Annotated in this window: 19 protein-coding genes and 1 tRNA gene; 6 read left to right on the forward strand and 14 right to left on the reverse strand. The window is 51.8% G+C overall.

Annotated features, from left to right (window positions below):
- Window positions 1-48: 48 nt before the first annotated feature.
- Both A3L12_RS04720 and A3L12_RS04725 read right to left on the reverse strand, forming a co-directional pair.
- Window positions 49-1383, reverse strand: a complete 1335-nt coding sequence (locus A3L12_RS04720; RefSeq protein ID WP_088882545.1) for an acetate--CoA ligase family protein — start codon at window positions 1381-1383, stop codon at window positions 49-51.
- Window positions 1384-2556 carry a hypothetical protein gene (locus A3L12_RS04725; RefSeq protein ID WP_088882546.1) on the reverse strand — a complete coding sequence of 391 codons (1173 nt, stop codon included), beginning with the start codon at window positions 2554-2556 and terminating at the stop codon, window positions 1384-1386. It abuts the gene before it with no gap.
- Between the two features lie 70 nt (window positions 2557-2626).
- Here A3L12_RS04725 and coaD point away from each other — a divergent pair, with 70 nt between their 5' ends.
- Entirely contained in the window at window positions 2627-3115 is a 489-nt protein-coding gene (gene coaD / locus A3L12_RS04730) for a phosphopantetheine adenylyltransferase (protein WP_088882547.1), read from the forward strand.
- A 25-nt stretch (window positions 3116-3140) separates the two neighbouring features.
- Complete coding sequence (gene tpiA / locus A3L12_RS04735) at window positions 3141-3827, forward strand: triose-phosphate isomerase (protein ID WP_088882548.1); 687 nt, start codon at window positions 3141-3143, stop codon at window positions 3825-3827.
- A 72-nt stretch (window positions 3828-3899) separates the two neighbouring features.
- On the opposite strand, the gene A3L12_RS04740 is transcribed toward tpiA, so the two are convergent.
- From A3L12_RS04740 to A3L12_RS04760, 5 genes are all read right to left on the reverse strand, one after another.
- Window positions 3900-3975, reverse strand: a tRNA-Gln gene (locus A3L12_RS04740).
- 54 nt (window positions 3976-4029) lie between these two features.
- A complete protein-coding gene (locus tag A3L12_RS04745; RefSeq protein ID WP_088882549.1) occupies window positions 4030-4716 on the reverse strand; it encodes a hypothetical protein in 687 nt (228 codons plus the stop codon).
- Between the two features lie 39 nt (window positions 4717-4755).
- Complete coding sequence (locus A3L12_RS04750; protein WP_088882550.1) at window positions 4756-8571, reverse strand: DNA polymerase II large subunit; 3816 nt, start codon at window positions 8569-8571, stop codon at window positions 4756-4758.
- A 1-nt stretch (window position 8572) separates the two neighbouring features.
- Window positions 8573-10576: a DNA-directed DNA polymerase II small subunit gene (locus A3L12_RS04755; RefSeq protein WP_088882551.1), complete on the reverse strand. Its 2004-nt coding sequence runs from the start codon at window positions 10574-10576 to the stop codon at window positions 8573-8575.
- Window positions 10576-11823 (reverse strand): ORC1-type DNA replication protein, encoded by a 1248-nt coding sequence (locus A3L12_RS04760; protein ID WP_088882552.1) that lies wholly within the window; start codon window positions 11821-11823, stop codon window positions 10576-10578. The genes A3L12_RS04755 and A3L12_RS04760 overlap by 1 nt, the downstream gene beginning before the upstream one ends.
- Before the next feature lie 1285 nt (window positions 11824-13108).
- Between A3L12_RS04760 and radA the strand changes: the two genes are divergently transcribed.
- The gene (gene radA / locus A3L12_RS04775; RefSeq protein ID WP_088883219.1) at window positions 13109-14182 is read left to right on the forward strand and encodes a DNA repair and recombination protein RadA; all 1074 of its coding nucleotides are present in this window, start codon (window positions 13109-13111) and stop codon (window positions 14180-14182) included.
- A 35-nt stretch (window positions 14183-14217) separates the two neighbouring features.
- Window positions 14218-14970: an endonuclease NucS gene (gene nucS, locus A3L12_RS04780; RefSeq protein ID WP_088883220.1), complete on the forward strand. Its 753-nt coding sequence runs from the start codon at window positions 14218-14220 to the stop codon at window positions 14968-14970.
- Here nucS and A3L12_RS04785 read toward each other — a convergent pair.
- The 7 genes from A3L12_RS04785 to A3L12_RS04815 all read right to left on the reverse strand — a co-directional run bounded on the left by A3L12_RS04785 (window position 14967) and on the right by A3L12_RS04815 (window position 21777).
- A complete protein-coding gene (locus A3L12_RS04785; RefSeq protein ID WP_088882555.1) occupies window positions 14967-15347 on the reverse strand; it encodes a DUF473 domain-containing protein in 381 nt (126 codons plus the stop codon). The two genes, nucS and A3L12_RS04785, sit on opposite strands and share 4 nt — an antisense overlap.
- Before the next feature lie 9 nt (window positions 15348-15356).
- Window positions 15357-16079, reverse strand: coding sequence for a proteasome assembly chaperone family protein (locus A3L12_RS04790; protein ID WP_088882556.1), 723 nt, complete (start codon window positions 16077-16079; stop codon window positions 15357-15359).
- Window positions 16080-16206: 127 nt separating this feature from the next.
- A complete protein-coding gene (ptsP, locus tag A3L12_RS04795; protein ID WP_088882557.1) occupies window positions 16207-18093 on the reverse strand; it encodes a phosphoenolpyruvate--protein phosphotransferase in 1887 nt (628 codons plus the stop codon).
- Between the two features lie 45 nt (window positions 18094-18138).
- The gene (locus A3L12_RS04800) at window positions 18139-19569 is read right to left on the reverse strand and encodes a PTS fructose transporter subunit IIC (RefSeq protein ID WP_088882558.1); all 1431 of its coding nucleotides are present in this window, start codon (window positions 19567-19569) and stop codon (window positions 18139-18141) included.
- Window positions 19570-19610: 41 nt separating this feature from the next.
- A complete protein-coding gene (locus A3L12_RS04805; protein WP_088882559.1) occupies window positions 19611-20072 on the reverse strand; it encodes a PTS sugar transporter subunit IIA in 462 nt (153 codons plus the stop codon).
- A complete protein-coding gene (locus tag A3L12_RS04810) occupies window positions 20069-21010 on the reverse strand; it encodes a 1-phosphofructokinase family hexose kinase (RefSeq protein ID WP_088882560.1) in 942 nt (313 codons plus the stop codon). Before A3L12_RS04810 ends, A3L12_RS04805 begins: the two co-directional genes overlap by 4 nt.
- The gene (locus A3L12_RS04815) at window positions 21007-21777 is read right to left on the reverse strand and encodes a DeoR/GlpR family DNA-binding transcription regulator (RefSeq protein WP_088882561.1); all 771 of its coding nucleotides are present in this window, start codon (window positions 21775-21777) and stop codon (window positions 21007-21009) included. Before A3L12_RS04815 ends, A3L12_RS04810 begins: the two co-directional genes overlap by 4 nt.
- A gap of 617 nt (window positions 21778-22394) precedes the next feature.
- Between A3L12_RS04815 and heR the strand changes: the two genes are divergently transcribed.
- Together heR and A3L12_RS04825 are read left to right on the forward strand one after the other, a co-directional pair.
- Window positions 22395-23081: a heliorhodopsin HeR gene (heR, locus tag A3L12_RS04820; RefSeq protein ID WP_232462865.1), complete on the forward strand. Its 687-nt coding sequence runs from the start codon at window positions 22395-22397 to the stop codon at window positions 23079-23081.
- Between the two features lie 178 nt (window positions 23082-23259).
- Window positions 23260-25458 (forward strand): hypothetical protein, encoded by a 2199-nt coding sequence (locus A3L12_RS04825; RefSeq protein ID WP_088882563.1) that lies wholly within the window; start codon window positions 23260-23262, stop codon window positions 25456-25458.
- Window positions 25459-25517 lie beyond the last annotated feature (59 nt).

Here is a 25517-nt window from a genome sequence, read left to right on the forward strand (position 1 = left end):
CCGATCCCGGGACCATCGGTTCCCGGGATAAACGGGGAGAGGGGAGAATCACTCCCCCTTCGCATCATTCCTGAGGCTGAGCCATTTCAACGCCCGCGCGGCCCTCTCGGGTGTGGGGAAGTTCTTTATGTTACGCTCCTCGAGGAGCCTGACGCCTTCCCTCACGAGATCGCCGGCCATGAAGTTGACCACCACCGGTTTGTCACAGCGGGCATCGATAACCGCCCTGGCCACCTCCCCGGCTGGAACGAAGATCGGCGGCACGCAGATGACGAGGAGCGCATCCACGTTTTCATCCCTGCATACGGTCTCGATGGCTTTCCTATACCTCCCGTAGTCCGCGTCGGCTATCAGATCCACCGGATTCCTCAGTGAGCACTGGGGCGGTAGGAAGGAACCGAGGGTTTTCACGGTCTCTTCCCCCAGTTCGGCAACCTGAAGGCCGAGCGCCTCGAGTTTATCCGTCGCGAGAACCCCCGGGCCGCCTGAGTTGGTGATGATAGCAACTCTCCTCCCCGCTCCGGGATACATCTCGAAAGCCTTGGCGGCGTCGAAGAGCTCCTCCATCTCCTCGACCTCTATAGCTCCCGCCTGTCTGAAGGCGGCCCTGTAGATCTCGTAGCTTCCCGCGAGGGAACCCGTGTGGGATGAGGCGGCCTCGGCTCCCCTCGAGCTCTTTCCGGCCTTCAAGACGATGACGGGTTTTCTTCGGGAGGCGTAGCGAAGGGCTTCCATGAACCTCCTCCCGTCTTTAACCCCCTCTATGTAAAGGGCTATCGCTCTGGTGTTTTCATCGTCGGCGAAGTACTCGAGGAAGTCGCTCTCGTTGAGGTCCGAGGCGTTTCCATAGGAAACGAAGGCGGAGAAGCCTATGCCCTCCTCGTTGCCCATCGCCAGAGCGGCCCCCCCAAAGGCACCGCTCTGACTTATCAGCGCCAGTCCGCCGGGTTTTACGCGAACCTCAAAGGACCCAAAGAACTTTCCGTGAACTCCAAAGATCCCGGCACAGTTCGGACCGATCAGCCGGACGTTATGCCTCCTTGCCCTCTCAACCAGCTCGCGCTCAAGCTCCTCCTTTCCGGCCTCGGAGAAACCGGCGCTTATGACCACGGCACCCCTGATGAGGGGCCCTATCTCATCGATCAGCGGCGGAACTAAAGGCGCAGGGATCGCTATTATGGCAACGTCAACGGCTTCCTCGAGCCGCTCCCTGATCTTAAGGACTCGCCCGGCCACCTCAACGGTTCCGCCCTTCGGGTTGACCGGAAGGACCCTCCCTTCGAAACCCCCTTCGAGGACGTTCCGGAGGATCTCCCGGGCTATCGCTCCCTCCCGAAATGAGCCGAAGATGGCGACGCTGGAAGGATAAAAGAAGAAGTCCATTCACTCACCTCCGCCCTCTGGCTCTTCGGAGGGGTTTTCCGGTTCGGCTCCCTGAGAGGCCTCGCCTTCCTCCCCGGGAGTCCTGCCCCTTCTCCTCCACAGGAGGAAGACGGCAACTCCAACCAGACCGGCGCCGGCCCCGTAGAGGTAGATCCTCCCGCGGGATTTCTTCTCCCTGACGGTTATCACAACCGTATGATCAGGCGCTATGGTGTAGCTTCCACCCACAACTGAGATACTGTCAAAGGACCCGGGAAGCTTAACCATCGCCCTCCACACCCGTTCCGAGGAGGTCTCCGCGTAGGCAACCTCGGGACGTGCTATTCCCACCACCACGAGGGAGCCGTTCCTCTGCAGGGCGTCTATGCTCATGATTTGCATGGTGTCCTTAAAGCTGGCGAGGAGCTGGTTAACCACGACGGAAGTCGCGTTGGCCCCGCTGAAAGTCGCGTTGAACTGGACGTAGCCCTCCTCAGGGTCGTAGAGGAGAGATATCTCCTTTCTGGTCGAGTTGAGGAACTCCACGTAGGAGTAGAGCGGGGTGTAGAGCTCTATCAGGGGGATGAAGTCCCCTCCGTTCCATACTGCAACGTTATCGCTCAGCTCGTCGGGAACCGGAGCCAGAGTCTCTATCTCATAATCCCTCGGAAGGATCAGGGTGAACCGGTCCCAGCTGTAATCGAAGACGTGCCCCCTGTAGACGAAATCGAGGGGACCCGAAAGGGGACAGCGAAGCACCCTCCAGTCACCCACGAGGAAGTTCGTGACCGAGAAGGTCACAAGGGCCGACCAGTTGTCCAGAACCCTGACGGGGCCCTCCGGGGGAAGGTATATCGTGCTGCTAACGTTAACCCCTTCAAACCCCCGCTCTATGTCGTCTTTCAGGTTCTCGTAGATAAGCTGCTCCACGAAGTTGCTGAAACGCTCCCTCGCGTAGGTGCTGTTGTTGGCCGCGAGGTATTCGAAGTAGGCCCTCATACCGGGGTCCTTCAGGTGTGCGTGTATTTTGAAGGTTCCCAGCCACGTGGTGGAGTTCCCGATCCGAACCTGATTCACGGTAAGGGTTATCCCCACCTCGAAAAGCGGTTGGGGGTTATCAACCGCACCCGCGGCGACTCGCGAGAGGGGAGTAAGAAGCAGGAACACCATCAACGCCGTCATCAATCGCCTCATCCGACCACCTCCGTCGAAATCTCCCGGTATGATAAAAAAGCTTATTGGTTCAACCCTCCGAGATGGTATCATGAGGAAATACCGCAAGGTCGTCGTCGGCGGAACTTTCGACAGGCTCCATCTCGGCCACAAGGCCCTTCTCAGGAAGGCCTTCGAGGTGGGAAAATACGTCTACATTGGCCTTACATCGGACGAGATGATACGGGGAAAGCCCTACGCCGAGAGGATCCTGCCCTACGAGCTTCGCCTCAGGGACCTCATCAAGTTCCTCGAGGTGAACAGCTACTCCGGCTACAGGATCATCAGGATAAACAACGCCATAGGCTTTGCCGATGAGATAAAGAGCCTCGAGGCAATAGTCGTCAGCGAGGAGACCTACAAGGGGGCCCTAATAGTCAACAGGGCCAGAGAGGAGAAGGGCCTGAAGCCGCTGGATGTTGTCGTCATAGGCCTCGTGAAAAGCGCCCTCGGGCCGAAGATAAGCTCTTCGCTCATAAGGGCGGGCCTCATAGACCCGCTCGGGAACCCGAAGGGGGACAAAAAAGGATTTAAGGGGTAACGCCAGACCACCCACGGTGATACAGATGGGAAAACTTGAGGAGCCAATTGTAGCTATAAACTTCAAAACCTACATCCAGGCGACCGGAGAGGGGGCCCTGAGGATAGCCAGAGCCGCTGAGAAGGTGTGGAAGGAGACGGGGATAACCATCGTGGTGGCTCCCCAGTTGGCCGACCTTTACAGGGTCGCTCAGGAGGTCGAGATCCCGGTTTTCGCCCAGCACATCGACCCGATAACGCCCGGAAGTCATACCGGTCACGTTCTGCCCGAGGCCGTTAAAGAGGCCGGTGCCGTTGGGACCCTCCTCAACCACTCCGAGAACAGGATGGTTCTGGCAAACCTCGAAGGGGCCATAAGGCGGGCGGAAGAAGTGGGCCTGATGACGATGGTGTGCACGAACAATCCAAAGGTTAGTGCCGCTGCCGCTGCTCTTGAGCCGGATTACGTGGCCGTTGAACCGCCCGAGCTCATAGGCACGGGAATTCCCGTGAGCAAGGCCAAACCTGAAGTGATAACCGATACCGTGGAGATGGTCAAAAAGATCAACCCCGGGGTTGGGGTCCTCACGGGCGCGGGGATAAGCACGGGAGAGGACGTGAAAAAGGCCCTCGAGCTTGGAAGCGTCGGCGTGCTTCTTGCGAGTGGCGTTACGAAGGCAAAAGACCCGGAAAAGGCAATAAGGGATCTTGTTTCGCTTATACTAAAGGAATGAGGGAGGGTGACCTCGGCCATGGCCTTGTTCATCCTGCCCCTGTAGTATTCCCTGAGCGGGCCGAGAAATTGATGGTAGCCCCGCCGGGATTCGAACCCGGGTCGCGGGATCCAAAGTCCCGCATGATTGGCCACTACACCACGGGGCTGCCCGGGAGAAAAGCGGCGAAGGAACTTATAAGTTTTAGCGTGTGGGACCATGATCAGAAGGCGAACTCCTCTTCGCCAAGCTCCTCCACGACCCTCTCGAAGTCGTGCTCCGGCGCGTAGACGAACCCGCAGCGGGTGCACTTCAAAACCCCGTTCTCCTCGCTCAAAGGAGAGAAACACACGGGACAGCGGTACTCCTCACGGAAGAGTCTGTCGTAAACCCCGTCCCTCATAACCACGAGGTTCAGATCCGCCTCCCAGTCCTCGTGGAGCATCCCCCAGTAGGGGACCTCGACGGGGTAGAAGTCCTCAAGGATGAGGGCCTTTATCCCGATGCCCCTTACCCCCGGGGGCAGCCTGTCGGTCGGCTCTATGCTCACCACATGCTGGTCGTAGAAGTCTATGGCCTCCGCACGGATGGTCAGACCCCGAGAAAGCCTCGACCGGAGGGGAAAGATCTGGAGGAACAGGCTTTCCCTCTCAACGTCCCAGCTGGCGCTTATCGAAACGCTCCCCTTCGTGAAGAACCGGTTCATGTGAGTTTCATCGCGCTCCTCACCGGCAGGGCGGAAACCGAGCTTGCGCATCGCCCTGTCAAGAAAGCCCGGTCTCGGAAGCTTTCTGTAGCTTACCATATACTCGCCTATCCATCCTGCTAAGGGCATGGAATAGCCCACGAAGGACTGCCTCTGAACCCTTAGGTATGCCACGCTGGGGAGCAGCTTGAAGCCGGTTTCCATCGGGGGAGGTTGGACGTAATGGTATATATGGTTAACGGGTTAGGGACCGAAGAACTCGTCGAGGCTTATGGCCCTCTTCTTTTTGGCCACCCTCTTTTCATTCGCGACGGCGTTTCTTAAACCCTCGGAGGGCTTCGGCCTCTCAGCAGGCTTACGCCCGGTTGTTTCCCCCCGTTCCCTGAGCTCATCCAGGTAGCCGTTCCTGCCCTTCGACCTGCCGGTCCTCTCCTGGATCATCCTCTCGCACACGTCGGCTGAGAATCCCACGAGGGTCATCTGCCTCTCGGGGAAGATGTTCTCGAAGAGGGACTTTATGTCCTTCTCGGTGAGGCATATCCTCTGCCGGGTGTAGTCCAGAACGTCGTACCTCGTGACGAGCATCTTGGCCGTTGAAAGGTACTTCTCTATCGCCCCCTTGCTGACCGTTAGCACTATCTTGCCCCCGCACTTTGGACACTTCCCGGTCAGGGGCGGGTGTCTGTACTTGGTGTTGCACTTCACGCACCTGAACTCCTGGCGGGTGAAGCTCCTCAGGTTACCCCTCAGGTCCGGGATTATGTGGGAGTTTATTATCGTCTCAGCCACGCGATTCTCATCAACGGCCCTTATCCTCTCGGCCAGGGCGAGCTGCCTCTCCACCTTGTCCTCCATATCCCCGAGCTGTTTGTAGAGGCTCATCCTCGGACCGAGGGCGATGTCGTCGGTATCGTGGGTGAACTTCAGCCCCTCGTACATCTCCGGCCTGCCGAGTCTGTCCTCAACCCGCTCGATGAACTTAACCTCCTTCGGTGATTTGAGCTCGTAAGTGGCTTTGTAGAACTCGAGGGGATAATAGCGAACCACGTCCACGTTGTGGACCTCGCTGTCAACTTCCCTCGGGTCCAGACGCGTGGTGATGACGAGCGGAGCGTCCATCTTTCCACCGCGTTTCTCCGGAAGGTAGAAACGGGAAAAGTTGAGGAGGGCATCGAGGAGGAGCATTACACTGTCCTCGTCACCGTCGCAGTTCCTCCTCTTGGCCGCGTGGTAGTAGGGGTGTGCGTAACCCACGAGGACGTCCGAAAAGCCGATTATCCTGCCCACGATACCAGCGGAGGTATGGGGAGCCAGTCCGATGACGAGGTGGCCGATCAGATCCTCCATCTTCTCGGCGTTGTAGAACCGGGGGAGTCCGTAGAACTTCTCGAGGAGGTCATCGATGAACCGGGACACCTTCAGGAGGTATATGCCAGCCTCGCGGGGAAGTATGACATCCTGAACCCTGAGCTCGAGTATCTGGTCCTCACTTTCGAGGGGCTTTCCCTCGAAGTCGTGGGTGTAGCCGAGCTCCCGCAGCTTTTCAACGCTCACCCCGATCTCCCTCGGGCGGAAATGGGTTATGGGTGCATCCGTGGCGTCGAAGCGGATGGTACCGTCCTTGAAGACGTAAACGTCGTTTTTGGCACGGAGGAGGCCCTTCTCAAGGGGTTCGGCGATCTTGTAGCCCGAGGTCATTCCCATAACGCCCTTGAGCCTGTCTATTCCGTAAACCCCGACGTTCTCCATGGCCGCACGGAGCAGCTCCGAGGGCTTTATGGTTCTCCTCCCGTATGGCTTTAACTCGGAGCCACACTTCGGACAGCGGAAATCAAAGCCCTCAGCCTCGCTTTCCGTGTAATCAACGTTGCACCTCGGGCAGTGCCAGAGGAGTTCCTTTCTAACGCCGCAGTTCGGACAGATGTGCTCGGGCCCCGTGTGACCGCATTTTGGACATTTGAAGAAGGCCACCTCAACGCTCGCTACCCTGCCCTCCTCGGCCGCCTTCTTGATGTCCCTGCCCGGGCCACCGGCCAGACCTATCGGGAAGAGAACCTGAACCGGTGGTTTCATCCTCCTCTCCTTGGCCTTCTCCGGCCTGCCCATTCTGGCCCCTATCCAGCTTATCCCCCTGTCCCTGAGCTTTATCTTGTTCCTCTCGTTGATGATGTCTATGACCGTGAAGAAGGGCTTGGCTTGGAAGTTCCACTCGAGGTTGCCGAGGGGCGTGAGCAGGGCCGCACTCCACGGGTAATCGATGACTATGAGCTCACCCTTCCGCTCCATTCTGTGGGGAAGGCCGAGGAGTTCGAGGTGGCGCTTGATCTCGGGGTCGTTCTCAAGGGTAACCTTCCTCGCGAAGCGGTTTCCCCTGTACTCGTCCCACTCGATACTGGCGTTGAGCAGGGCCTTCTGGAGATTCTCCACTTCCTCCGGTTTGAGGGTGTTCCAGTAGAGGGTGTAGCGGGGATGCAGGGGTATCCCAAGAACCGTCGAGAGGTGGATGGCGACCTCAACGTCCGGTCTGACCCTGAGGGGATCCCTCAGGAGGGCTTCGAGAAGGTCCGGATCGAGCTCGAGGTACTCCGCAGCCTCCTCCACGGCCTCGCGCGGGTTTTCGGAGAAGGGCCTGAGCTCAACCTCGTAGGTGTCTCCTATGGCCTTCACGAGCTCTTCAATCCACCACTCCTCGACGTAGTTGGCCGGTAAGAGGGTCTGGTTGTTCTCAACGAAGTCGCCGAAGTTCACGAGGGCGTCTCCAACGTAGAGTATCTCCCTCACCCGGTCCCTCACCCTGAGGGCGGTATCGTAATCGTCCACCCTTATGACGCTTCCATCGTCGAGTTTAACCACCGGGCCCTCGATGGTCGTCGCGGGGGTGACGATGCACCCCTTGCCCGGCCTTTCAGTCTTCATCTGCGTGCCTATGGCTATGAACTCATCTAGGATTATCATGGTGGCCGGGTTCACGCTCCACGTGGCGAAACCGCTGACGCGGGAGCGACCGTATCGGAGCCTGAAGCCCCCGTTCTTCGAGGGGTCGGCGAACAGGGGCCTTCCACCGATGATCTCCTTGGTGTACTTCTTGTTTGGCGCTACGGTCTCCCGGAGGCGCTCGTAAAGCCTGTAGTAGAACCCCTTCTCGACTTCCACAGGGTTATCCTCACCGTTTTCAGCCGGCTCCGGTTTTTCGTTGCCCTTACCGGTTTCCTTTGCCTCAACGAACTCCTTTATCCATTCCCAGCCATCGATTCCCATCTTGTCTATGTACTTGAGGAGCTTCTTGGCCTTCTGGAGCACTCCCTCGGCCAGAACGAGTATTGCACCCCCGCGGAGGTGGTTGGTCTCAACGCCGGGGACGTCCCTGTGGGAAACCTCAACGCTGTCCGTCTCCTCACCGGTTATCTCTATCGGGATGCTCCTCACGGCGAGCCTTACCTCATCCGCCTCCGGGTGATACTGTAAACGGGTAACGGCCCTGTGGTACAGGTCCACCTCCTCGACCATCCTCTCCACGTGCTCTTCAGAGGGTTTAAAGCGGTCGAGACCGAGTTTTTTCCTGACGTAATCGCCAACGAGAACGCTGAGCGCCTGAGCCGTTCCACCGGAGCTCCTTATCGGGCCGGCGTAGTAGAGAGCCAGATACTCGGAACCGTCGCTCCACGTGTTCCGCTTGATTTTAACGTCGGCTATGCCCTCCAGTGGAGCCGAGACTATTCCCTCCGTGAGGATGGCCAGAGCCGTTCTAACGGCCTGCTCCGCGTACTTCTCCTTGCTCCCGAGGTCGCCGAACTTACCCTCGATGATCTCGTCAACGACCTTGAGGGCCGCCAGTTCCTTGCCGTACTCCCTGACGAGCGCCCTTATTCTCTCCGCGACGCCCTTCGGCCCAACGAGGCTCTCAACACGGCCCGCCATATCCGTTGCCCGGGGGACTTCGACCTCGAGGCTTGGATCCTTTCCCTGCTCCCGGGCCTTCCTGGCGAGCTCGTAAGCCCTGTCTATCTCCCTCTCAAGGGATTCGAAGTAAGCCTCCATCTCCGGGGAACTGGTTACCATCTCACACTCCCTCACAGTACTCATCGAACCTTATAACGGCCCTTAGCCTGGCCGTTTCAACGTCCACCACCGGAACCCTCGCGGGGGTGGGAACGATGTTGACCATCTTCTGAAACTCCGTCTGGGCCTGCCACGTGCCGGTATTTATCAGGAAGACGTCGTTGTAAATTTTATACTCCATAACGTGAACGTGACCGCTCTGGAAGAGGTCCGGAACGGACTCTATAACGAGAGTGTCCTCTGGATCGGGTGCTATGGGGACCCTCTCACCGAAGGTGGGGGCCAGATGGCGGAGCTTGAGGAGGTCAACCATCGCCTCGGCGGGCCTGTGGTGGCTCCTGTTGGGGATGATGTTGACCACGTCCTCTATGCCCCTCCCGTGGGCTATCAGGAAGTCCCTGCCGTGGAGCCTTATCACCGCGGGGTTGCTTATCACAACCGCGTTTTTCAGCTTCAGGAGAGGCTTGGCGTACTCTTCGTAAAAGCCTGGCTGGGGAAGGGCGGGCCTCGCGGCATCGTGGTTGCCCGGGCCGATGAACATCGTTATGTGGTCGGGCACGTTTGAAAGGAGGTTGGCCAGCGCCTCGTACTGGTCGAAGATATCAGGAATGGCGAGCTCGTTGTACTGACCCGGATAGATCCCGACGCCGTCCACAACGTCCCCGGCCAGTACCATGTACTTTATCCTGCTCACGAGCTCCTCTTCCTCGGGGTTGTTAACGTCGCCGTTCAACCATTCAAGAAAGCGCATGAAGGCCTTCTCGCAGAACTTATTGCTCCCAACGTGGACGTCGCTGAGAAGGATGGCATAGACCTTCTCCTCGAGCGGTGGCTTCTTTTTCCTGAACTTCGGAACGTCCGGGAGGTATATCCTGTTTGCAAAGAATATCCCCCTGCTGGAGTAACGCCCCCTGAAGCCCACGACCGAATCGGGCATTATCTGGAAGAACTTCTTGCTCTCCTCGTTGTTCCTGTTGATGAATACCCTGACAACGCCCGTCCTGTCCTCCACCTCGAACATGAAGCCCTTCGCAGTCTCCCTCTTCTGATTCACGAGACCGATTATCGTTACCTCCTCGTCCCTCACGTAACCCAGCTTGCCTATGTCTATCACCCCGCCGATCTCGGGGTTCTCCCGGAAAATTCTGCGCATCTTCGTGAGCCTGCTGCGGAAGTACCGGGAGTAGGTTTTGATTATGAGGTCTCCCTCTTTCCCGGAGGCGCTTTTAGCCTTCGGGGGGGTGAACTTAAGGTTCTTCACGTCAAAGACTATTTCATAATCTTCCGGGATCTCCCTCGCCCTGTAGTGGAACCCCTCCTTTGGAGAGACCTTAAAATCGGAGTAAACCGAGTAACTCTTCCCTTCTTCCGCGATTTCCTCTTCATAGACCACTGGAACGCCATACTCGTCGTAGGTACCTCCCCTTCCTTCATCGTTCGCGTAACCGTTCCCGGTGGGGGAATCCTCCGCACTCTCCAGCTCCGGACCAGGCGCCGCTACGGTGCCGGTCTGGACGTCATCACCGGGAGTTCCAGTGGAAATATAACTCTCCCCCCCTGAGGAGCCCTCTTTAAATTCCTCCAATTGGGAATTTTCGGGCGTTTTCTGACTGTTTTCAGGGGGGGTTCCAGTGGAAATAGAACCTTCGAGCGTGTTCTCAGGAGAAGGAAGTTCAACGTTTTGTTCTTCCGAGGCGGCCACGTAAAGATCGGAATCGTCCGAACCGGGGCCCTCTTCCCGGACTTCCTCGGGAGGGGCCTGATTCCGGGGAAGGTATTCATCGAGCGAAGGTCCCCCACCGGAGGGGACTTCCACTGGAAGAAGGCCCCTCTCCGCCAGAAAGTCCTTAGCTAAGGGATGATCAATCACGAACGTTCCCCTTGCCTTCGCGAACTTTATCAACTCGGCCAGCGTGAAATCCTTCCCGTACGAGTCGGTAAGGAGGTAGTAGGCCGAGGGAGTGATCAGGTAGTTGTTGGCCATCAGATCCTCTATCAGGCCCATCAGAGCAGCCTCCTCTGATGTGACATACTCAGGGTGAGCATCGTCTGGAGCTGGTGGTCGTGCCGGTATATGTTCTTTATTTTATAAGGAGTAACGTTCAGGCGAATCTCCTTGCTCCTCCCGTAACGACCCTTGCTGACGACCTTGGCGTTGATTATGCCGAGCATGTCGAGCTCGTTTATGAGATCGCTCACGCGCCTCTGCGTTAAAGGTTCGAGGTCTATGTGCTCGCAGAGAGATGTATAAACCGAGTAAACATCCCCCGTGTTTGCGGGCAGTTCACCGTTCTCGTCAAGGAGCACCACAGCATATAAGAGGACCTTTGAGTGGAGCGGAAGGGTCTTTATGACTTCCTCCATCGTATCCTGCTCTATCTTCTCCTGAGCCTTCCACACGTGCCTCTCCATAACCTTGCTGGCCCCTTCCCTCTCCGCTATCTCCCCCGCCACGCGAAGCAGATCGAGGGCCCTTCTCGCATCCCCGTGCTCCCTGGCGGCCAGAGCGGCGCAGAGCGGGACAACGCCATCGTCCAGAACACCCTCGTTGAAGGCATCCCGGGCACGCTGCAGAAGGATGTCCCTGAGCTGGTTGGCATCGTAGGGCGGGAAAACGACCTCCTCCTCGCTCAGACTCGAGAGCACGCGGGCATCGAGATACTCCTTGAACTTAAGATCGTTGGAGATGCCGATTATGCTCACCTTTGCCCTCGAGAGCTCGGTGTTTATCCTCGTGAGGGAGTAAAGGATGTCATCTCCGCTCTTCTTGATGAGCTTGTCTATCTCGTCCAGAACGATTATAACAAAGCGCTCCCGGGCGTCCAGAATCTCCTTAAGCCGGGCGTAAACCTCATCCGTCGGCCAGCCGACGAGGGGAACCTCAACGCCGCTCTCTCCTTTGAAGTAGTTCACGATGTTGGCCAGAACGCGATACTGGGTATCCACTATCTCGCAGTTAACGTAGATGACATCCACGGGAACATCGTACTTCCGGGATATCCTCTTCAGCTCCTCGGTCACGAACTTGATCGTCACCGTCTTACCCGTTCCGGTCTTACCGTAAACGAAAACGTTTGAGGGAGTCTCACCACGAAGAACCGGGACGAGAATGTGGGCTAAGTTCTCGATCTGCTCGCTCCTGTGGGGAAGCTCCTTGGGGGTATAGCTGTGGCGCAGGACCTCCTTGTTCCTGAATATCTTCTTGGCATGGAGGTACTTCTCAAAGATCGAATCGAGGTAACTGTCGTCCATGGACACCACCTTTTCCACTGGAAACAACACTCCAACGGCACACTTTATCCCGGTGAAGCCGTGATATGCCGGATATGTGACATTTTACATCTAATTATAGACGATTATCCAATTTTATTGGGTAATTTTCGAACATATGATAGTCCTTCCAGAGGAAGCACCGGATACAGAGGAAAGCAGGAATAATCAGCTCAGGTGGTTTATATGCCTTGTTGAACAGCAGGATGTATAAAATGGGTTGGCGAAGGAGACTTATAATCAGGAAGGATACCGAAAGGAGGACCGGTTTTAAGACCGGATTCATGGTAAAGCGGGCTGGAGAGCGGTTAAAACCCAGCAGGAAGGCAACTCCGGACAAAATCTCAAAAACAGCCCGATTAACGGTTTGCACCTGCCGGTTGACCTGAGGACTCCACGGGCCTTATGCTCTTGAACCGGTTTCCGGGCCTACGTTCTCCACCCGCCCACTGCCCGGTTGCATTCATCCCCCTCCACAGGAAATCGGCTATGGGACGGTCCTACCCAGTGCACTTTAATGTACATCAGAAATTTATGTTTGTAAATGTGCAGAAGGATACCTTCGATCCTTCCCATCGAGAGGAGAATGAACGTTTGTGAACATCAACATCGGTTCATTGAAGCACTTTAGTGATCATTTTGGGAAAACATTAATGTTAACAATTTAATAACAGGTAAACAAAAGGTATCCCCCAGAGAGTTGTATTTCCAGTGGAACTCGTGGAAAGCTACTCCCACTTTTTTCCGTTTGTTTTGGTGCAAACTCTCCCGTTTTCTATTCAACTTCTCCTATTTATAGTTTTCTATGAACAATGTTCACTAAAAACGATCTTAATAAAGCCAACAATAAAAATTTATTCAATTTTGTAGGTTAACACTTTAAAAGCCGTTAATTTGACATTTGTAATACCCATTTATAAACCCTGGTTTCTATGGATTCCCTTTTAGACCCGTCCGTTTCGAAAATGAGTTCCAGTGGAAATGAAACTCTGGGGGGTCCTTAAGATGAGCATCGAAAAAGACCTTTCTTTCCACTGGAAATAACGACGCTACGAAACCATGCACCGAAAACGGTTGACGGAGCCAGAAAACTCTCCAGCTCAGGTCCCCTTTCCGGTGAAGTCGTGCTCCTTTTTCCATAAAACCGATCTTTTGGTTGCTAATCGGGGTTTTTATCGTGCCATCTGTTCCACGTCCACTGGAGAAGAAAAGTATATAACCCTCCGGCCCTTCAGTCATGTGGAAATCATCGGGAAAGGTGGAGGAGATGGCGAGAAAGAAAACTGCTGACGATGAAATAAAAGAGCTCGAGGAGTTTGAAGAGCTCGAAGTTACCGATGAAGGGTCATTGGACTCCTCCGGAAAGAAGGTGGAAAGCCAGAAGAAGGAGATCAAGACCATCGAGGACCTCCCGGGCGTGGGGCCGGCTACGGCCGAAAAGCTTCGTGAGGCGGGTTACGATAGCATCGAGGCCATAGCGGTGGCCTCTCCACTGGAACTCAAGGAGATCTCGGGCATAAGTGAGGGTGCCGCCCTCAAGATAATTCAGGCTGCCCGGGAGGCGGCCGATATCGGTACCTTCATACGGGCCGACGAGTACATGAAGAGGAGGGAGACCATAGGGAGGATTTCCACTGGAAGCAAAAGCCTTAACAAGCTCGTGGGCGGGGGGGTTGAAACCCAGTCCATAACCGAGGTCTTCGGTGAGTTTGGTAGCGGTAAGACCCAGCTCGCCCACACGCTGGCCGTCATGGTTCAGCTTCCTCCGGAGGAGGGCGGTCTCCGGGGTTCCGTGATCTGGATAGATACGGAGAACACCTTCAGACCCGAGAGGATAAAGCAGATCGCCGAGAACCGCGGGCTCGACCCCGAAGAGACCCTTAAGAATATCTACGTTGCCCGCGCCTTCAACAGCAACCACCAGATGCTCCTAATCGAGAAGGCTGAGGAGATCATCAAGGAAAAGGCCGATACCGAAAGGCCGGTTAAGCTGCTCATCATTGATTCGCTCATGGCCCACTTCAGGAGCGAGTACGTCGGCAGGGGAACCCTCGCAGAGAGGCAGCAGAAACTGGCCAAACACCTCTCGGATCTCCACCGCATAGCGGATCTCTACGACGTGGCCGTCTTTGTAACGAATCAGGTTCAGGCAAAGCCCGACGCCTTCTTCGGCGACCCGACGAGGCCCGTTGGTGGCCACATTCTGGCCCATTCCGCCACGCTGAGGATCTACCTGCGGAAGGGTAAGGCCGGCAAGAGGGTTGCGAGGCTGATAGACAGTCCCCACCTGCCCGAGGGCGAGGCGATATTCAGGATCACCGACAAAGGGGTTGAGGATTGAGTTATCTTTTTAACTACCCTTTTCTATCCCCCTTCATGTCAAAAGTCGAGGCCCTGACGGATCCCTCAAAGGAGGAGCTTTTACGGGTTGTGGACTCGGCCCTCTCCTCCGAGGCCCTTCTGACGGTCTTTGCCCGCTGCAGGGTTTACTACGACGGCCGGGCGAAGAGTGAGCTTGGGTCTGGTGACAGGATCATACTGGTCAAGCCCGACGGTTCCTTTCTCGTCCACCAGAACAGGAAGCGTGAACCCGTCAACTGGCAGCCCCCGGGAAGTGTTGTGACCGTTCTGGAGCGGGATGGGAGGGTAATCCTCCGTTCCGTTAGGCGGAAGCCGAGGGAAACGCTCGACGTTGAGCTCGAGAGGGTTTACCTGGTGGCCCTGTTCCGGGCTGAGGATTACGAGGAGTTGAACCTGACGGGGAGTGAGGCCGAGATGGCCGGGATGATCTTCGAAAACCCCGGGGTCATAGAACCGGGCTTCAAGCCTCTCTTTCGTGAGAAGCCGGTTGGCCATGGTATCGTTGATATCCTCGGAAAGGACAGGCATGGCAACCTCGTCGTTCTCGAGTTAAAGCGCAGGAAGGCCGACCTCCACGCCGTTAGCCAGCTGAAGAGGTATGTCGAGGCCCTTAAAAAAGAGGACGAAAACGTTCGAGGGATCCTAGTGGCCCCCTCCCTGACCTCCGGAGCGAGGAGGCTTCTCGAAAAGGAGGGCCTCGAGTTCAGGAAGGTTCTGCCCCCAAAGAGGGGGGGCTCCTTAAAAGGAAGACAGAGGACCCTGTTCTAACCCATGTCCATCTCGTGGGGTAGCATCTCCCGGACGCTTGCCAGTATCACGGCGTTCTTCTTTCTAACTTCGACCACCCTACCGAGGCCGAGGAGCCTCACCTGTACCCTGTAAATCGTTACCTCCCTCTCGTCGCTCTCCTCCCACGGAATCCTCTGCTCCATGCCCTCCACCTGGAGTACCTCGGCGATTAGCCCCTCTGTTCCGGCCCTGACGTCCTGAAGCGTCTCGTAGGTGAGGAAAACCCTCCCCTTTCCCTTTGCCGTCTCCAGTGCGATGACGTTTCTGGCGCTCCTTATCTCGAGGGTCCTGTAGGGGTTCCTGAGGAGCCCGTCGAGGGCTTTTCTTGAGATCCCGGCCAGAATTACCGCCTCCATGCTCTCACCTCACAGGTAGATGTTTTCGTACTGCTTTCCGGCCTTTTTCCGTGCCTGTTCCACCTGTTCGTGCATCTTTCTGAGCTGGGCCTCTATCGCCTCCGCCTCCCTGATGAGGGGTTCGGTCGAAACTTCTACTAGAGCTAGTTTCTTGAGAACCTCGATAACGTTGGCCGCCGCCCTCGGATCCGGCTTGTCGCCGAAGGTCTCTCCGAGCAGGACGTAGGCATCGAGGCCTTCCTTTCCCGCCTCCCAGAGGAGCTTCCCGCTCATCCCCATTATGGAGCCGTACTGGAGGATCTTCACTCCGGCCTCCTCGAGCTTCCTGTTGAGTTCTTCTCCCGTGGCAACGCCCCATACCTCCAGCTGGTCCTTGAAGAATCCTATTCCGATGCCCCCCATCGATATTACGCTCTTTCCTTTCATCTCCTTGAGGTAGCCCACGAGTTCCCTTGCGATCTCGCTCACGAGGGTCGGGGGAACGTAGATGTCGGCCATGGCGAGTATCATGTTGTCCTTACCGTAGAACCTTACCGGGGGGTTGGGTTTTCCCTCAAGGATCAGGGCCACGGGCGGTATGAAGGGGCTCTCCACGTAGCCGATGAGTTCCATTCCAAGTTCTCTGGCTAAAAAGTTGGCCGCTATGTGCCCCACGAGGCCTATCCCGGGGTAGCCCTCTATGAGGGTGGGCTCCTCGATCTCGGGGAGAACCAGCTTAACGGGCTTCTCCATGCTATCACCATGCGTATGTTTGACCTTATGGTTTAAGGGGTTTTTGAATCTTCACGAGAAGGGGGTCACCCACACCAGTGATTGACAGAAAGCCGGAATTGATTTTAACTCCCTCCGAGTATATAGTTTATAACAAAACACTAGGATCGTTCGAAGGTTTGCCCTTTACATCTCCTTTCTTAACAGTTTGAATTTCATATATCTTTCGTTTTATGAAGGGAATCTTGAAAGATGAAACAGAGAATTTCGTGATACCAGATTCCAGTAATTTCGCTATAGCATCTTCTCTCCCTGCCAGTTCTCCACAGACGCTAACTGGCAGATTGAAGTTTTTAGCTTTTTCGGCTATAGTAGTAATAATCTCAAATATTATCTCATGCTCGTCTTGGTAATATCTGGATACTAAAGGATTGTTCCTATCTGCTGCAAAGATATATTGCGTTAGATCATTTGTGCCTATACTCACGAAGTCGATATATGGGGCAATCTTATCAATGAGCCACATTATTGAAGGCACCTCTATCATAATGCCCAGTTTGAAGGATCCTATTTTTTCTCCTTCAGTCAAAAGTTCTTCTTTTATCTCTTGGATAATCCCGAGCAGTTCTTTGATGTCTTCAGGCAGAGTTACCATAGGAATTAAAACTGAGAGATTACCATAGGTCGATGCTCTGAAGAATGCTCTCAACTGGGTTTTTAAAATCTCTTTGTGCCTTAGGAGTAAACGGATCCCCCTTAATCCTAAAAATGGGTTTTCTTCATCATCTCCCGACAGGTATTCAAGTTTCTTGTCCCCTCCAATATCCAATAATCTAATGACAACTTCTTCAGGGTAAAATGTTTCTAAAGCTTTCTTATAAACTAAATATTGCTCCTCTTCAGAGGGAGGATTGTCTCGCCCAACGAATAGGAATTCTGTCCTAAAGAGGCCAATTCCGTCTGCTCCTTTCCTTTTGGCAATCTCTATTTCTTGGGGCACACCAATATTTGCCATCACTTTTATGCCGTTAAACTTGAGCCTGCCATATTTTTCTATTTCCTCTTTTTCTTTTGTGTATCTTCTTATTACCTTTTCAAATTCTCTAACATTCGCGTTATCGGGATCTATAACGATCTTACCGAGTACCGCATCAACAAAAACCGTTTTTCCTTCATACTTCGAGAGATCAGGAAGCTGAATTATGTACGGGATTTCAAAGGCGCGAGCTAGAATAGCGGCGTGAGTGGTATGGGAGCCGGAGGTAGAAAGGAAAGCTTTGACGCCAAAAATGCTCAACTTTATGATATCTGAGGGAAAGAACTCTTCACTATACACCACACTATTGTTTAGATCATCAAGTCTCTCAGCAGACTCAAGAAGAAGATTTCTAAATAGGTCTTTAATATCGTCAACTCTCTGTTGTATAAGAGGATTATTGGTATTCAACAATAAGGAGATTATTTCATCGCGGATATGTTCGTAGTCTCCAATCTTTATTCTCCCATCCACGCTTGCATCTTTCAGTTTTTTCCAGAGAAACGGATCCTCAAGAAGGAGCTGATGAACCTGTGAAATTTCCCGCACTTCTCTTGGCAATGAGGGATCACTTATAATTTTGTTCAACTCGGAAGAGAGAGTTTTTGCGGCAAGTTTGATATCTTTAAGGTTGATAAACTGTCTTTCTGTTGTTTTTTTTCTGTTTAGTACTCTAAGAGTCCCCAGCCCGTAGCCTTCAGATACTATATTGCTCCTTGGGATTTGGATTACTTTATTTTTTGTCTTTCCATTTAGGATTCCCTCCACAATCTCGATAACTTTTTCAGCGTCTTCTCCGCTTACGATAACCTCAACTTCAGCGCCGGGGTTGACACCTAAGCTCAAGATGTTTAAGATGCTCTTTGCATTCACCTTCATGCCGTTATATATAATATAAACCTCACTGGAAACTCCCAAAAGAGCTTTAACTAGCTCAGACGCTGGACGGGCGTGAAGTCCTTCGGGGTTTTTGACAACGACTTTTCTTTTAATCTCCATTTTATCCCCTCCTGCGACACAGAAAAGAAAAAAATTAAAAAATTATCAAGCGACCGTTTCCCATTTACGTGTGTACCTTTTCACGGCGATAACCACCAGTGCTGTGATTATTGTTCCAATTGTTATCACACCTAAGTAAGTAAGTGGATGATTGACGACGTTTGGTAGAATTATTGCAAATATCCCCCCATGAGGCGCCCTCAGTTCGAGATTTAGTGCCATGGAGAGTGCCCCAGTAATTGCCGATCCTACCATTATCGATGGAATTATTCTGAACGGGTCTGCTGCGGCGAATGGAATCGCACCTTCTGTAATGAAAGATATTCCCAAAATCCATGCGGCCCTTCCTGCCTCAATTTCCTCTTCTGTAAACAGGTGTTTCTTCAGGGTTGTAGCGAGTGCAAGACCGAGAGGAGGTGTCATACCCGCCGCCATAACTGCTGCCATTGGTGTGTAGATTCCTTCCCCAAGAAGACCAACCGCAAATGTGTAGGCTGCTTTGTTAACGGGACCGCCCATATCAAAAGCCATCATGGCTCCAAGTATCAATCCAAAGGTTATGGCGCCCGCAGTACTTACAGTGGAGAGCCAGTTTCTTAGGCCCTCTTCAATACCTGCTATTGGGTTGCCTATTATGTATATCATTAAACTCCCCACGACAAATACTGATGTTAGTGGAATTACGAAGATTGTGTAAATTCCACTTAAAAGCTCAGGAACTTTTACTTTTTTCAGGTATTCTACAAAATATCCCGCTATATACCCCGCCACGATACCTCCAAGAAATCCTGCACCCATGTCTACTGCTAAAAAGCCACCAACCATACCTGGGGCAAGGCCTGGCTTATCTGCAATAGAGTACGCTATGTATCCTGCGAGCACTGGAACAAACAATTTAAATGCTGCTCCTCCACCCATTTTCATGAGCGCCCAAGCTAGTGTTCCTTCCTGCTCAAATGCGTGGATACCAAAAGCGAACGAGAGTGCTATCAACACGCCCCCCGCGACGACGAAGGGTATCATAAAGGAAACTCCTGTTAGTAAATGTTTGTATGCACCACTTACCGCGTTTACTGGGATTATGTCACTACTCTTTCCGCTCTTTTCAGGTTTTTTTGTGGGTTGCTCTTTTCTGCGGGCGGACTCTTTCTTTGCAAGCTCACTAGCCCTCAGCAGGACTTCTTTTGCGTTCTTTATAGCTTCTTGGAGGGGAACTTCCACTATTGGCTTACCTCTAAACCTAGAGAGATCTACCTTCGTTGCGGCAGCTACTACCACAGCATCTGCCTCTTCAATGTCCTTCTCTGAAAGTTGATTTTCGGCCCCTTTTGCTCCTTGGGTCTCAACTTTTATTTCAAGACCCAATTCCCTAGCGGCTTTCTCTAAAGCCTCTGCTGCCATATATGTGTGGGCTATTCCAGTTGGGCACGCCGTAGTGGCCACAATTTTTATTTTTCGATTTTCTTCGTCCGGCATCTTTTAACACCTCCCTAACATTTTTGGATAAATAAATCCGCTTATCTTTCAATATTCTTGCTCAAAGTCTCCACAATCTCGTGTGGTGTTTTTGCCCGCATCAGAGCTTCTCTAAACTCTTCATGAACAAGACTCCTAGAGAGAGAACTCAACATTTTTAGGTGAAGATCTTGAGCATTCTCAGGAACCGCTATCAAGAACACCAAGTGCACAGGCTTACCGTCTATGGCCTCAAAATCAACACCTCTACTTGATTTTCCAATGGCCACTGCAGGTGATACCACAGCAGAGCTTTTAGCGTGAGGTATTGCAATACCAAATCCGACTCCTGTTGACGTTATCTGTTCCCTTGCCCATACATCCTCAAAGAACCGCTCCTTGTCCTTGACGACTTTATGTTTGTAAAGTATATCAACGAGCTCCAGTATAACTTCACTCTTATTTCTTCCCTTTAGGTCCATTTTGATTAGCTCTTCCCGGACTAGCCCTTTAACCTCACTCATACCGGCCACCTCTGTAACTTGACCCTTGGAAGTAATTCCTTAAAAACTCTCAAATCAATTGGACCCGTATCCTCCGATTTTAATGAGGCAGAAGCAGTGGCTGTTGCAATTTTAATAGCATCATCAATATCAAGACTTTTTTCTAACGCATAAGCAAAACCCGCTACCAATGCATCCCCCGCACCTACGGAGGTTTTTACATCTTCACTATGAAGTGGCTCAGCGTAATATGCTCCGTCCGAAGTTAGAGTAATGCTTCCTCGCGCTCCCATGGAAACACATATGATGTTTATCCTATATTCATTCATCAACTCTTTAGCCGCGGCTACTATTTCATCGAGTTCTTCAAAATTTCTTCCAAGTAACTGTGAAAATTCCTGGAGATTAGGTTTTATCATAAACGGGGAAGCTTTGATTCCATGTTTTAACGCATCTCCACTCGCATCAAGGATGACTTTTGTATTCTCTCGAATCTCCGCGATAATCTCCTTGTAAGCAGAAACTGGCAATCCCTGAGGGAGAGAACCAGATAATACTGTGACATCTGCTCGTTTAGAATATCGAGAAATCTTTTGTTTCACGACTTCGAAGAGCTGTTTGCTAACTTCAGGCCCCCATTCATTAATCTCAGTAAGCATTCCAGTATTAGTTTCTATCAATTTTATGTTCTCCCTAACGTCCACTTGGGGAATAACTACAAAATCATGTTTTATTTTCAAAGATGAAAGATAGTCTTCAAACACAAACCTGCGTTTCTCTCCAATAAACCCCACAACTGTAACTTCTGCTCCAAGTGCTCGAGCATTTTTGGCTACATTAATGCCTTTCCCTCCAATGCTCATGGCGACATTCACGGCTCTATTAGTTGCTCCAAGTTTTAGTTCCTCAACAAAAAATGTCTTGTCAATAGCAGGATTCATTGCAACAGAAAGTATCATCTGCTGGCACCTCCCGGTGTTATAAGTTGAATTTTCCGTTCTTTGAACGCCATGATCCACTCAGGATCAATTCCAGAGTCTGTTATTATCGCAGAAATCTCCTTTGGTTCTGCAATTTTCACAAAAGCAGTTCTGCCAAACTTCGAATGGTCTGCCACAATATATGATGTCGAGGCAATTTTAATCATTATCCTCTTAATTTCAGCTTCCATCAAGTTTGTGGTTGTTATGGCGTCTAATGTAATACCATTGGCACCAACGAAAGCCATATCTGCATTTAGCTTAGACAAGGTATTCTCTGCTATTGGGCCCACCAAAGCAAGTGTCTCTTTTTTAAGAGTTCCTCCTATAAGTATCACTTCCATGTTTCTATGCATAGAAAGTTCCCTTACTATAAGTGGAGAATTCGTGATTACCGTAATGTTTTTATCTTCAAGGTTTCTGGCTATCTCCAATGTAGTCGTTCCAGAATCCAAGACTATAATGTCCCCATCCTTCACGAGATTATTAACTAATTTCCCAATTTCCTCTTTGGCAGATTTCTCAAGAGACTCTTTCTCAAAGAACGTGGGTTCATAAGAAAGATATTCTATTGCGATAGCCCCCCCATGAGTCCGAATTATCTGTCCTTTACTTTCTAAAAATACCAAATCTCTCCTTATTGTGGGTTTGGAAACATTGAGTATTTTAGATAACTCAGAAACAGTCATACTCTTGTGCCTCCGTAGAAGCTCCAAGATTTTGGCTCTTCGCTCTTCTGCAAACATGGTCCTCACCTAATCGATCTTGATCATATCTTTATTATTATGATCATTTATGACTGATATTGATCCTATAGTATATAAGTGTTACGGTACTGAATAATCATAACTATCAGATAACTGTGGTATTACCCGGATCTATTTAGCAACATCTCTGGGAGAATAAGTCCCGTAGAATTACATCAAGAGACAATTTTAGCAGTACTAAAAGGAAAATATTTATACTGATAACCTATTACGTTCATAGGTGATTATATTAATCTGATTAGATGGTAATGATTAGGCGGCTGGTTGGGGTGTGGTTGATAATAGTTTGTGGGGGTTTTCAAAGATGTTGTAGAGAAATTTAGAAAGGGGGTAAAAGGTTGAAGATGATCTGCCCTGTTCTTTACTTCTTTACACGGAGAAGGGGTATGAGAAGGTAGGGCGGATAATTCCTTAAATTACATGTTGAACTGTTGGGAGAACGGTGGCGACAGAGTCATGAAGAAGATGTCGAAACGAGGAAAATTTATATATTCCTAAGGGAAAATACCGACCATAGAAATTGGGTGGAAGTAAAAATGGAGGATGAAAAATTTCAACAACTTAAAAAGTTGAACCTGTTTGCAGCGGCTTTCCATTTGATTCAGGGTGTACTGATACTGCTTCTTTCAACGGGGTTCACGATTACCGTAACGAGGGGTTACCTGAGGTATGATGAGGCAACGAGAAGCCTGGTGAACGTGACAGAGAACCTCTTTCAGGTGAATCTCGCCTACCTGATAGCTCTCTTTCCCTTTTTAACCTTTTTCGCCCACTTTATGGTATCCACGCTGCTGTTCGAGAGGTACAAGAAGAACCTCTCAAAGGGGATCAACCCCTACAGGTGGGCTGAATACTCCGTAACGGCTTCGATAATGATCGTGATAATAGCCATGCTCGTCGGAATCTCGGACATAGGCGCCCTTATAATGATGTTCTTCCTGAACGTGGCCATGATATTCTTCGGCTACGACATGGAGCACTTGAACCAGTACACAGAGAAGGTGAACTGGACCCCCTTTATATTTGGATCAATCACCGGTCTGATCCCATGGGTGGTCATATTCATGACCATGCTGAGGTCCCACCCGCCCAGCTTCGTAATATGGATATTCGTTAGCATAGCGGTCTTATTCAACCTCTTCCCAATAAACATGGTCCTGCAGTACAAAAAGGTGGGGAAGTGGGCGGATTACCTGTACGGGGAAAAGGTTTACATCATCCTGAGCCTGGTATCCAAAACCCTCCTCGTATGGCAGGTCTTCGCCGGGACCCTTCGGCCTTAACGATGGCTCCCGGAGCCTTCACTCTTTAAATTATTTTGGAAACTTCAACCTATAGATTGTATTTCTCTGCTAAAAACTTGTTACCTCTGGAATTTTATGTGGATTACTGAAACGAAAAATATTTATACGGCACCTATTACTCTCGTGAAGGATTATGTTAATCGGAAGGGTGGTAATGATGGAGCGGCTGGTTGGGGTGTGGTTGATAGCACTTCTGGCCGGAGCTGTTGTGGGTACGCCCATTTTCACCCCTGTGGTGGGGGCGAGTGGCACATCCACAGGAACCACCAGCGCGTACACTGAGTTCTGGGATATCTTAAACAGGGAAGCAGAGCTTGTTGTCGGAGTCGAAATCGGCAACCTCGGTCTTGCTCCAGATCTGGTTCAGAATTCCCGCCTCGGTGCAGAGAACGCGGCAAACCTTTCGGCCTTAACCTGGCAGGCTTTGGAAGAACTCAAATCATCGGGAGTTAAGACTTATTATTCTGCCGAAGAACTGCGTGAAATGTCCCTGAACATCAGCGAGAACGGCCTGCCTCCGGAGACCGTTAATGCTCTTAAAGAGCAGGGGTGGACTGATGAACAAATTCGTGCTCTGGAGGATTATATTGTTCAGAACGGTGAAAACATTACGGAAGGTTTTAACATGACCTCCTTTTTGGAGGACCTCTCAACGAGCTTCATTAGAGTCGGCTTCAAGTATAACCATTACGAATCCTGGGCGCTGGAGATGTGGAAGTGGACCCGGCCCATTGAAGCCCCGACAACGAACAGTGAGGATAGGTTAATTAACCCCCTCATGGCAGTTCGGTGGGTGTCTTTTTACAGGGAGTACTCCCAGCAGGACTATGAAAACATGGAAACTGCCATTAAAAGTTTGAGAGATTATGTTTATCTCTTAATGTTGGGAAATTCATCCGGAGAAAACAGGATGCTTCTCTACAGTCCCGGGACTGACCGGTTGACATCATTAACAGGCAAGGTTACAAACGTGGAACAAACTGAGAACGGCGGCCTAATGTTCACGGTGACCCTTACCCGTATAACAGGTACCGAAGAAGTGGTCAACACCACAACCTACTACTGGCCCGATGCACTTAAGGCCTACGAGCTCATTGGGAACGTTTACACCCTCGTGAAGGCCAGAAATTATGGGAATGGTAACGCTGAGATTGATAGAATGCTCAACCAGAAAGTTGCGGAGTTAAAGAACGCCCTTAAAGTGGTTAGGGTCTCAAGTGAAGTCACGACCAGACCGATAAAAGATGGTTCCTCTTCGGACTCAGGCTCAACAAAGATCGCGGACGAAATTGAAAGGCTTGCCCTCGATCCTCAGAGTTCCTGGGGCATATTCCGGGTTGATGACGTTGAAGTTGAGGTTACCCACAAAGGCACCGCCTATGGAATGTATAAGTTTGCGATGTATAGGGTCGTAGTTCACTACCATGTTGAGAACAATGCAGTATCCAATATTAGCGTAAAGTTCAAAGGGGCCTACTTGGAGGATTCAAAATCCATGGCCTTTCTCTCTCCCGGAGAGGGTGGCATAATAACAAGCGGGGAGAGCGAGTTCATTTCTGGGAGCGGTGAAATTCAGGTTATGGGAGTGGTCAAAATAACCTACACCTCAAGCCCGGGGCCCGTACCGACGAATAATTCAACGGGAAGAAAACAGGAGATGGAGATCATCAGGGAATACTCCGCCACCATAAAACTGGAGGATGCAATTGACCCAAACAAGATATCCGTTAGTATTCCGGGTGAAGTCGAGATTAATGAGGGTGATAGTGTGCCCTTCACGGTGATTGTTTACAACTATAATCGTAAGCCTGTAACCGGAACATGCACCCTCGTGGCAACTTACCCGGAGACGGGCACTCAGGTGGGTACCGTGCGGTTAAACAAGGAAATCGGCGTGGGAGCGTCTGGATATGTTGTCGAACGAATAGGAAATGTTAGCTATTCCAGTCCGGGAACCTTCGGGTACAGTGGTAAGTGCGACTTTGGAAATGGTATCTCCAAAAGCTTCAGCGGAAGAGTTAAGGTGGATAGTCGTACCGTCAGGATAGCTGGAGTTGATGTCTCGCCCGAAACACCGGTCTCAGGAGACATCGTGAATTTTGACGTGATGATTAAGAACCCATTTTCCGTGTCGAAGAATGTGACTGTAAAGCTTTTCATCGACGGTAACGAAAAGTCGAGGGAGAACCTATGGCTTGGTGGAGGGAGCTCAGAGCTGGTGACTTTGACGTGGACTGCTCAGGCCGGGGGTCACGGGTGGCGCATTGAGGTGCTGGAGGATGGTAAGCTGTGGGATTCGAAGATCGGAACCATAAGCGTCTCACGGTATAGTACTCACAGCTTTAGGTTGCTTTGACTGCCCGGCCGGTGGAGCTCGAGGGTGGTGTGTACTCTTGAGGAAGTGGCTAAACAGTC

The organism is Thermococcus sp. P6 (genome assembly GCF_002214525.1).
In the GTDB taxonomy this organism is placed as follows: Archaea; Methanobacteriota_B; Thermococci; order Thermococcales; family Thermococcaceae; genus Thermococcus.